This window comes from Ruegeria sp. CH2 (assembly GCF_056537065.1).
On sequence record NZ_JBQFQV010000032.1, the window covers coordinates 1 to 10,911 of the forward strand.

Consider the following 10,911-nt stretch of genomic DNA (forward strand, 5'->3'; position numbering starts at 1 on the left):
TCAAAAGGCATCCTGGCCCGCACACAGGCCTGGCGCAGCAGGTAATCCACACAAAAAACTCAATACCCCCGCAGATCACATATCTGCGGGGGTTTCCTTCTCCTTATGCACCCGCTCCGCAAAATCCATAAACGCACGTATGATCTTGACGTCACGACGCTGGGAAAGGGAAATCATGCTCTCACCCATTTGCAGATTCACGCCCTTCAATTTGATTTGCCGCAATCGATCATCGTGCCCATATTCCGCCTGAGAAACAAAACCGATACCTGCACCCGAGGCAACAAGTTCGCGAACGGCCTCTCGGCCTTCAGCAACAATCGCCGGGTTTAACCTGATACCTTGTTTCTCGGCGGCTTCTTCCAGTTTCTCGCGTGTTTTTGACCCGTGCTCTCTGAAAATCAGGGGCAACTCGGCAAGCTCCTCCAGGGTCAGGGTGGGTTTGGATGCCAACAGCACGCCCCGGGCAGCAAAGGCCACAATTTCAGTGGACCCCAAATTCAATACGTCCATGTCCTTGCCAGGAGACAGGCTGCCAACAACGCCGATTTCCGCATTGTAAGACCGAAGCTCTTCCAGGATTTCTTCGGTGTTGCCGGATCGCACAGTGATCGTGATTTTCGGATATTTCTTTTGGAACGAACCCAGAAAAGACGTCATGTGATGCGCTGAATCGGCAATAATCCTTAATTCACCATCGATCGCGGCTTTGGTTTCAGAGAGGTAGTCCTCAATCTGATCTTCGATCTCGAAATATTGTTTTGTGAATCTGTAAAGCTGTTCGCCTTCGGGCGTCAGGTTCACGCGTTTTCGTTCACGCTGGAACAGCAGCAGGTCGTGATCCTGTTCCAGTTTTCGGACCTGCTCGGAAATCGCTGGCTGGGTCAGATACAAAGCCTCTGCCGCACGGGAGAATCCCCCATGTTTGGCCACGTAATGAAAGGCTTTCAACTGGCTGTGTCGCATGGCAGTTCCCTGTAGATGCGTTCATAGGCTGCGCTTATGATTAGATTGATAATTGCAATTTCACATATAGCAAGCGTTGCTGCAATTGTGTTCCTGAAAACGCTGTTCTGGAGCCTGGTAATGACGCCATCCAAACCAAAATTAGAGCAACCGCGCCTTGGTGAACCCTACCTTTTGACGCCCGGTCCTTTGACAACGTCCTACGCGGTCAAAGAGGCAATGTTACGTGACTGGGGTAGCTGGGACGATGATTTCCGCGCCATGACGCGGGAGGTGCGGTCAAGCCTGCTGAACCTGCTTGGCGAGGGTGCCGACGCGTTCGATTGCGTACCGATGCAAGGCAGCGGATCGTTTTCCGTCGAGGCGATGCTGGCATCCTTTATTCCGCGAGACGGAAAGGCGTTGGTATTGGCAAATGGTGCCTACGGGCAGCGTTCAGCACAAACGTTGCAGTACCTGGGTCGTGATCATGTTGTGTTGGACAAAGGCGATTACCTGCCGCCGAGGGGTGATGAGGTTGCGCGCATTCTCGCGGATGACCCGGACATCACGCATGTCGTCGCCATTCACTGCGAAACCAGCTCGGGCATTCTGAACCCGGTCGAAGAGATTTCGGAGGTCACATATGCCGCCGGGCGCAAGCTCTTGATTGACTCGATGTCCGCCTTTGGAGCGATTGAGCTCAAACCAACTGAAATTCGTTACGAGGCCATGGTGTCTTCGGCGAACAAATGCATCGAGGGCGTTCCGGGTTTCGGGTTCATCGTGGCGCGCAAGACCGAGCTGGAAGCCGCAAAAGGCAACAGTCATTCGCTGTCTCTGGATGTGTATGCGCAGTGGGCGCACATGAACAAAACGGGACAGTGGCGGTTTACCCCGCCGACGCATGTGGTTGCGGCCTTCATCGAGGCACTTCGGGCGCACACTGCCGAAGGCGGTGTTGCAGGTCGAGGCGCCCGCTATACCCGCAACCGGGACGTCATGGTCGCGGGCATGCGGGAACTGGGTTTCGAAACACTGCTGGATAATCGTTGGTTGAGCCCGATCATCGTTACCTTCTTCTGCCCGGCTGATGAGAATTTCGTTTTTGATCAGTTCTATAACCGGATGAAAGAAAAAGGGTTCATTATCTACCCGGGCAAGCTGACTGTCGTCGACAGTTTCCGCGTCGGTTGCATCGGCCAGATGGACGAAGATGTCATGCGTAAAGTTGTGATCGCTGCAAAAGAATCTCTGGAAGAAATGGGCGTGACAAGCGCTGCGCCTCCTCTCCGGGCACTGGAAGAACGCGCCAAGTTGGCCGCGTAAAAATCAAGGAAAACACAGATGACCATTCAAACCCCTGTCGAAGCAAATGAGCGCGTCTACCCAACGCCGAAGGTGCCCGCAATTGCCATCTGCCTTGATGGATGTGAACCTGAATACCTCGACGTGGCGATTGCGAAAGGGCTGATGCCCAACCTCAAACGGATGCGGGAGGAAGGTACAGACCGTCTGGCGCATTCTGTTATTCCGTCGTTCACCAACCCCAACAATCTTTCGATTGCCACCGGGCGTCCGCCGATCGTGCATGGAATCTGCGGCAACTACCTTATTGATCCCGACACCGGTGAAGAGGTTATGATGAACGATGTCCGCTTCCTGCGCGCGCCGACCATCTTCTCACAGTTCTATGATGCAGGTTTCCGCGTGGCGATGGTAACCGCCAAGGACAAGCTTCGCGCGCTGCTTGGTGCCGGGCTGAAGTTTGACGAGGGCAGGGCGGTTGCATTCTCTTCTGAGCGTTCGGGCGAAACGACGCTTGAGGAACATGGCATCGACAATGCCAGCAAATGGTTGGGCATGGACGTGCCCGAGGTATACTCGGCCGAGCTGTCGGAATTCGTTTTTGCTGCTGGCGTCAAGCTGCTGAAAGAGTTCAAGCCCGACGTCATGTATTTGTCGACTACCGACTATATCCAGCACAAGTTTGCACCCGATCAAAAGGGCGCACTTGATTTCTACGCCATGTTCGACCGCTATCTGGGCGAGTTGGACGCATTGGGGGCCGCCATCGTGGTGACGGCTGATCATGGCATGAAGCCTAAGCACCTGGCAGATGGATCCCCTTCGGTCGTCTATGTGCAGGACCTGATGGACGAATGGCTGGGCAAGGATGCGGCGCGGGTCATCCTTCCGATCACTGACCCCTATGTCGTGCATCATGGTGCACTGGGTTCGTTCGCGACCGCTTATCTGCCGGATGGCGCGGATCAGAGCGACATCATTGCCAAACTCAAGGCGACCAGCGGCATCACTCATGTTCTGACCAAGGCCGAGGCGATCGAGCAATTCGAATTGCCAGGCGACCGCATTGGCGACATTGTGATGGTTTCTGGTGAAAACATCTGCATCGGCACGTCCGAGCACCGCCATGACCTTGCGGCCCTGAAGGAACCGCTGCGCAGCCATGGTGGTTTGACGGAACAAGAAGTTCCCTTCATCGTGAACCGTGTCATCGACCTGCCGAACCAACCCGTGCTGCGCAACTTTGATGCCTTTTTCTACGCAACTACAGCGGCGGCACAGTAAGCCATGAAAGACCAGACCATGTCGAAAATCGAAGTTCGTAACGAAGGAATGCGGATCGGTGGCGAAATCGTCTTTACCGATGAAACCATTCCTGTTCTTTACCCGTACACCAACGAGGTCGTGGGCCATGTTCCCGCTGGCACCGCAGAACACGCACGCAGGGCATTCGAAATCGCGGCGAATTACAAACCTAAACTGACCCGGTACGAGCGCAGCCAGATTCTGCAGCGCGCAGGCGAGCTGATCGGCGAGAAACGCGATTACCTTGCGAAATGGCTGACGTTGGAGCTGGGCATCTGCCACCAGCATGCGATCTACGAAACCAAACGCGCACAGGATGTTTATCAGTTTGCGGCGGCTGAGGCGCTAAAGGACGATGGCGAGATCTTTTCCTGCGATCTGACCCACAATGGCAAAGCCCGCAAGATTTTCACCACCCGAGAGCCGGTGAAAGCAATCAGTGCGATCACGCCGTTCAATCACCCGCTGAACATGGTCAGTCACAAGATCGCGCCGTCGATTGCCACCAACAATTGCATGGTTTGCAAACCGACCGAGCTGACGCCGCTGACCGCATTGACACTGGCTGACATTCTCTATGAGGCCGGCTTGCCACCCGAGATGTTTCAGGTCGTGACAGGTTGGCCCGGTGACATCGGCGACGAAATGATCACCAATGAGCACATCGATATCATCACCTTCACCGGCGGTGTGCCCGTGGGCAAGATGATCGCCGAAAAAGGCGTCTACAAGCGTCAGGCGCTGGAACTTGGGGGTAACGATCCTTTGATCGTTCTGAATGACCTCAGCGATGCGGATTTGGACAAGGCCGCAACAATCGCGGTCGCGGGGGCTACCGGAAACTCCGGTCAGCGGTGTACGGCAGTCAAGCGCATCCTCGTGCAGGAAAGTGTGGCCGACAAGTTTGTGCCGCTGGTTCTGGAAAAGGCCAAGAAGATCAAATTCGGCGATCCGCAAGACCCCGAAACCGAACTGGGGTGCGTGATTCACGACAAAGCCGCAGAGATATTCGAAAACCGCGTTCTTCAGGCTGAAAAAGAGGGTGCAGAAATCCTGTATCACCCGGGCCGTCAGGGCGCATTGCTGCCGCCTATCGTCGTCGACAAGGTTCCCCATGACAGTGAGCTGGTGATGGAAGAAACTTTCGGTCCTATCGTGCCTATCGTGCGGGTGCCAGACAACGACGAAGAGGTGATGGCGATCTCGAATTCGACCGAGTTCGGCCTGTCTTCTGGGGTCTGCACCAATGACCTGAACCGGGCCATCACCTTTATCAACGGATTGAATGTCGGCACCTGCAACATCTGGGAACAGCCGGGCTACCGCATTGAAATGTCACCCTTTGGCGGCATCAAGGACAGCGGAAACGGGGTGAAAGAGGGCGTTATCGAGGCGATGAAGTTCTTCACCAACGTCAAAACCTATTCGCTGCCCTGGCCCAACTAAACCTTGCGTCCTTTCCCCACAAACGGGAAGGGCGCCTCAATTCCTCCCTGATACTGGCGGGCCTTTTGGGGCCCGCATCTTTTGATGACAGAAACGAGGAGCGGACATGCCACAGATTGTCCACACGGAAGGGGAATCAAACACATCCGAAGCGCGCAAGGCATGGTTGCGAAAGTCCATGGGACCGAAGTCGACACCTCTGCTCAAACGCGATGCGGAGGTGTTCCTGCATCAATCTCTGTCATCACCCTGCGTCAGCACTATTGCAAAGGCCGAGGGGATCTGGATCGAAGATATGGAGGGTCGCCGGTACATGGATTTCCATGGCAACTCGGTGCATCACATAGGCTACGGGCACCCGCGTCTGGTAGCCGCAATCAAGGCACAGCTTGACGATCTTCCTTTTGCACCCCGCCGCTTTACCAATGACCCGGCAGTGGATTTGGCAGAAAAACTGGCAGATATCGTGCCTGGCGATCTGGGGAAGATGCTCTTTACCACTGGCGGCTCTGACGCCAACGAGGTTGCCCTCAAAATCGCGCGTGCCGCGACCGGTCGGTTCAAAACAATCAGCTTCTGGGATGCCTTCCATGGCGCGGGCTTTGGCGCCGCAAGCGTCGGTGGCGAGGCGACGTTCCGCAGTCATATCGCGGGCCCCCTCTTGTCGGGCACTGAACATGTCGCGCCCTTCGCCTGCTACCGTTGCCCATACAATCACGCGGGACCGGAAACCTGCGGGTTGGCCTGCGCGAAAATGGTCGAATATGTTCTGGAGCGTGAAGGAGATGTGGCCGCAGTCATAGCCGAACCGATGCGCGCGGTGCCCTATGTACCACCGCCGGGGTTTTGGAAATCCGTGCGAGAGGCGTGCAATCGTCACGGCGCGCTTTTGATCATGGATGAAATCCCGACCGGCCTTGGCAAAACCGGCAGGATGTTCGCCTTTGAACATGACGAGATCATTCCCGACATTGTGACGCTTGGAAAAGCGCTTGGCGGTGGTATCCTGCCCATTGCCGCTTGTGTTGCCCGCAAACAATTGGACGTCTGCGGAGATTTTGCCATCGGTCATTACACACACGAAAAGAACCCGGTCACCGCGCGGGCCGCTTTGACAACACTTCAGATCATCGAAGATGAGGGGTTGGTTCATCGGTCGGCCACGCTGGGTGAGCACGCAATTGGTCGTCTGATGGACGAACTTCAGAACGTACCCACCGTCGGAGACATCCGGGGAAGGGGTTTGATGTTCGGGGTCGAAATCGTTGATGATCGCGTTGAAAAGATACCGGGCAATGCGCGTGCCGAACGGATTTACTACGCCTGTCTGGAGGCCGGTTTGAGTTATAAGATCAGTCAGGGATGCGTTCTGACATTGTCGCCGCCGCTGACCATCTCACAATCGGATCTGGACCACGCAATCGACATTGTGATCGCTGCTATCAAGGCCGAGAGTTGACACGTCGGATCAGTCAAAACTCGGCAGTAAGTAAAAAGAGGCTAGCCGAGACAGCGATGAAGACCCCAAGGTGCGACGTAAGACAACGAGTCCGATGGCGCACGGCGTACAATAGAATTTGGAATTGGCCGATGGCGTTGTAATATCCAACTGCACTCAGGCTTAAAACGCTGACGAAAGTAACGGGAAAGGCAAAATCTTCAATTCGGCCTCTGGTACAAATGAGACTGAACAAACTGACGGGATTACAGGAACTCAAAATCAACAGAGCGGAGTCTTTCATGGTATCGAATGTAGTTCAGAAGCTGAAAGACCTTTTGTTGCTGTGCTTTACAGGTCGCAGCCCGTCGCCTTTGCAAAAAACTGAGAAACAAGATGCCGTTCAGCAGGCGACTACTTTTTACCTGCCATAGGGTATTCAATCTCCCTTTGCCGCGAGATCTTTGAATACAAATTTCACCAACTTGCCCCTGCCTTCATCCATTCAGCTTCTTTGACAGAACTGGGAGCGCAGAAGCTCTGTTGGTGATCCAACGGTTCGCTAAGTTCTATGACCTGCCGCCACGACGCTTGTCGGGAACGCGAATTGAAAATGTGGCATCTGACTCTGCAGGGGCAGATGCCTTCGAGCTGTACGGGTGTTCAGCGCAAACCCGCCACCGAGTTACCAAGGTGGCGGGGCAGGATATCGTTGCGACATTTCTTTCGGATCAGAGCTTAATGCGGAAGGCTGCGAAACCGTCGGCGCCTTCCCCGGCGTCCTCGATTGCCACACCTTTGACGTCGCCCATATAGTCGCGGGCTTTTGGACCCGTCTCGAACAACACCGTGGTGTCCTCCAACGGTGAAAACGACCAGTTGGCATCCGCTTTGGGATCGATTGTGCCCTGTTCGACAATGTAGCGAACAATGACGTCGCGGTTGGTGTCCGGTGCTTCGAACACGATCGTGTCGCCCATTGCGCCCGGGAACGCGCCACCACCGGATGCACGGTAATTGTTGGTGGCAATGATGAACTCCATGTCATCCGTAACAGGCGCGCCATTGAAGGCAAGGTTCACGATCCGTGCTGCGTCGGGGTTCACCTCTTCGCCCTTTGGTCCAAAGCGCGACGGTTGCGACAGGTCGATCTGATAGGTCACACCGTCCATCACGTCGAAATTGTACGACGGGAACTCGGGGTTCAGAAGGATCGCATCCTTGGACCCAGCTTCAACCTGATTGAACATACCGGCCGAGCGTTCCAGCCAGCCACGCACCTGCGCCCCGTCCACGCGAACCGCACGGACGGTATTCGGGTAGAGGTACAGATCGGCCACGTTCTTGATGGCAACGTCCCCGACCGGGACATCGGTGTAATACTCCGGACCGCCGCGGCCACCAGCCTTGAACGGTGCTGCCGCAGACAGGATCGGCAGCCCTTCATGCTCGGTGCCTTTCAGCATGTCTTCGACATACCATTTCTGCGCGATCGAGACGATCTGCACAGACGGATCATCCGCGACCAACGCAAAATAGCTGTGCAGTGGGGCCGAGGTCTTGCCGACCGCGCGTCGAACATAGGCCAGCGTTTCGTCATGAGCTTTCGCAACCGATTCCAGAACCTTCTGATCATCTTCGACCAGAGCGGTGATTGATCGATCTTCGTTACGTTTGGATATCGGGCGCGCCTCGGAGGTTGTGGTAACGACGCGCCATTCATTGCCGTCCCGTTCCAAAAGCAGGTCCAGCAGGCCAAGATGCGACCCCCAGAAACCGCCCATGACGGCAGGTTTGCCCATCAGCGTGCCTTTTTCCACGTCGATCCCGGGGCGGTCAGCAAATGTCGGTGACGGGAAAACCAGGTGATTGTGGCCGGTGACCAGCGCGTCGATCCCGTCGACCCCTGCCAGAACCACCGATGCGTTTTCCATGCCGTCCTCATGATCGGCCCCCCCGATCCCCGAATGCGACAGGGCGATGATCAGGTCACATCCCTGTTCCTTCATCTCGGGTACATAGGCCTGAGCCGTCTCGACGATATCGCGGGCCTGAACATTGCCCTCCAGGTGCCTGCGGTCCCAGTTCACGATTTGTGGCGGGGTAAAACCGATGACACCGATCCTGATCGGATGTTTGGTGCCGTCGCCCATCTCGATTTCACGGTCGAGGATGGCATAGGCCTGAACAAGGGTCTTGTCGTCACGCGGGTTTGCACCTTTTTCCTTGGCGACGTTGGCCAGAACAACAGGGAACTCGGCACCGGCCAAAGCCTTGTTCAGGAAATCCAGACCGTAGTTGAACTCGTGATTGCCCAGCGTCGCGGCATCATACCCGACCGTATTGAAGGCCGTGATGATGGGATGGCTGTCGCCGTCCTTCATGCCGCGCTCGTAAGCGATGTAGTCGCCCATCGGGTTACCTTGCAGAAAATCGCCGTTGTCCACCAAGAGCGAGTTTGTCGCCTCAGATCGGATTTCGTTGATGATCGACGCTGTGCGGGACAGGCCCACCGTGTCGCGGGGTTTGTCCGCATAGTAATCATAAGGAAACACATGGACATGGATATCGGTGGTTTCCATGATGCGCAGATGCGCCTGATTATTGGCCGCCGCCACCGAAAACGGATGCAGGGTAATTGCCGCCGCACCAGCGGTTGTCGTGGCAAGGAAGCGGCGTCGTGAAATTGAAGAACGGCTTGAGAAAGACATGGGTCACCTTTCAGGTTTGTGGTCAACGCGTCTTTTTGCCTGTAATTCGCAACATCCATATGAAACAGGTTGCCAGCGCTTTATACGCGTCATGTGTAGGCGCAATGCCAGGTACAATAGCCCAACTTCCTGTACTTGATAAGACATGGCAGAAGGGGAACCCGTGCCCTGCGATTGCCAAGACAATGCCTCACAATCAGTGCTTTGCGACATATCCAACCCGCATCATGTTGGCTGCTATCCACTGACCCCAACCGTGTGGATGGGACAGCCCGGTTATCGACGTCCCGCCCCCAGGACAATAAGCTCTTTCGGGAAACTGGTCAGTGATTGGCATCCATCTTCTGTGACCAAGACGTCATCTTCAATACGGACACCGAAATTGCCCAGGTCATACAGACCCGGTTCGTTGGTCCAGACCATGCCTGCGCGCATTACCTGGTTGTTTCCGCGCATGATATATGGAGCCTCGTGCACATCCCGACCCAATCCGTGGCCTGTCTTGGTGCGGATGCGATTGGCGAAAGGGGATGCTTCAAGAACGCCGATGACTGCATCATCGATATCATGGGCCGTCACACCGGGGCGACACACGTTCAGACCCATCTGATTTGCTCGTAATACAGTTTCGTAGACAGCCTTGCCCTCATCTGAGACTTCGCCAACGAAAAAGGTTCGCGTGATATCCGCGACAAATCCATCCTTGCGCGCGCCAAAGTCAAAGAGCAGCGCGTCGCCGGTTTGAATCCGATAATCCATACGCGCTTTCCCGTGCGGTCGGGCCGAGTTGTCGGCAGCGACCACAATCGGTGTAAAGGCCAGTGAATCGGCACCTTCGGCAAACATTGCCTGGATCAAATCCTGTTCGATCTGTTTCTCGGTCTGACCTGCGTGTACCGTTCCGATAACCCGCTCAAGCGCACGTTCCGAGATGGTGATCGCAGCTTGCATGGAGGCCACATCCTTGCTGGACTTGATCAGTCGCAGGTTCGAGATTTGGTGTTCCGCATCAGTAATTTGTAACCCAGGCATAGCTTCGGTCAGCGCGTCAGAGACAAAAACACGCATGACCTGTCCTTCAACTGCAAGGGACGCGATGCTCAGGTGGTTCGCCAAAGCGGTGAAAGCCCCTTTGTAACCCGCCTCATCCCGCCAATCGAATACCGCTCCTTCGAACCTTAATTGATCCCACGAGCCAAGTTCCAGATTTGGAACAATGGCAGCGGGTTCTCCTGATGCGGGGATCACAACCACGATGGGGCGTTCGTTAGTCATGAAAGACTTGCCCATGGCTCGGTCGAAATTCGGACCCGGCACCAATGCCACGGCATCGACAGAGATTTCACGGGCCAACCGGCGATATTCTGATAAATCTGGCATCCTTACCAACCCTTATTGTGACCAAAACCACCCGCTTCGGCGATCTCGGCAAATCTTATTTTTCTTACGCCACACGCGAACCGTCATTGGTTTGGTATTCTGACAGTTGGAAACGTTGCCAATCGTTTCGCCGCACAGCAGTATACAGCCCGGCCAATAGTTCGGTTCGTGTTTCAGATTGCAGTCGTCACTTTTGTCAGCCACCTGAGCAGCCTCATCTGACTGGTCCAAGTTGATTGTTAGTGGATCATCGGCCTGTGATCCATCGGGATGATGGTTTCAGGTGTCGGCGGGCGATAGCCCAGTGCACTGTGGGGGCGTTTTGTATTGTAGTGTCTCCTCCATTGTTCGATCAGGATTTGTGCTTCGCGCAGGCTG

8 protein-coding genes are annotated in these 10,911 nt (G+C 55.3%); 4 read left to right on the plus strand and 4 right to left on the minus strand.

Annotated elements, in window-relative coordinates; genetic code table 11:
- Positions 1-75: 75 nt before the first annotated feature.
- Positions 76-966, minus strand: coding sequence for a LysR substrate-binding domain-containing protein (locus tag ACR0M9_RS20720; RefSeq protein ID WP_480484611.1), 891 nt, complete (start codon positions 964-966; stop codon positions 76-78).
- Between the two features lie 120 nt (positions 967-1,086).
- On the opposite strand from ACR0M9_RS20720, the gene ACR0M9_RS20725 reads away from it, so the two are divergent.
- From ACR0M9_RS20725 to pbfA, 4 genes are all read left to right on the plus strand, one after another.
- The gene (locus ACR0M9_RS20725) at positions 1,087-2,274 is read left to right on the plus strand and encodes a 2-aminoethylphosphonate--pyruvate transaminase (RefSeq protein WP_480484612.1); all 1,188 of its coding nucleotides are present in this window, start codon (positions 1,087-1,089) and stop codon (positions 2,272-2,274) included.
- 18 nt (positions 2,275-2,292) lie between these two features.
- Positions 2,293-3,537, plus strand: coding sequence for a phosphonoacetate hydrolase (gene phnA, locus ACR0M9_RS20730; protein ID WP_480774562.1), 1,245 nt, complete (start codon positions 2,293-2,295; stop codon positions 3,535-3,537).
- Positions 3,538-3,540: 3 nt separating this feature from the next.
- The gene (gene phnY, locus ACR0M9_RS20735; protein WP_480774563.1) at positions 3,541-5,004 is read left to right on the plus strand and encodes a phosphonoacetaldehyde dehydrogenase; all 1,464 of its coding nucleotides are present in this window, start codon (positions 3,541-3,543) and stop codon (positions 5,002-5,004) included.
- 106 nt (positions 5,005-5,110) lie between these two features.
- A complete protein-coding gene (pbfA, locus tag ACR0M9_RS20740) occupies positions 5,111-6,463 on the plus strand; it encodes a (R)-1-hydroxy-2-aminoethylphosphonate ammonia-lyase (RefSeq protein WP_480774564.1) in 1,353 nt (450 codons plus the stop codon).
- Between the two features lie 710 nt (positions 6,464-7,173).
- On the opposite strand, the gene ACR0M9_RS20745 is transcribed toward pbfA, so the two are convergent.
- The 3 genes from ACR0M9_RS20745 to ACR0M9_RS20755 form a co-directional block, all read right to left on the minus strand.
- Complete coding sequence (locus ACR0M9_RS20745; RefSeq protein WP_480774565.1) at positions 7,174-9,153, minus strand: bifunctional 2',3'-cyclic-nucleotide 2'-phosphodiesterase/3'-nucleotidase; 1,980 nt, start codon at positions 9,151-9,153, stop codon at positions 7,174-7,176.
- Positions 9,154-9,429: 276 nt separating this feature from the next.
- The gene (locus ACR0M9_RS20750) at positions 9,430-10,533 is read right to left on the minus strand and encodes a M24 family metallopeptidase (protein WP_480774566.1); all 1,104 of its coding nucleotides are present in this window, start codon (positions 10,531-10,533) and stop codon (positions 9,430-9,432) included.
- 239 nt (positions 10,534-10,772) lie between these two features.
- On the minus strand, positions 10,773-10,911 hold a 139-nt coding region (locus ACR0M9_RS20755; RefSeq protein ID WP_480774567.1), incomplete at its 5' end, for an integrase core domain-containing protein.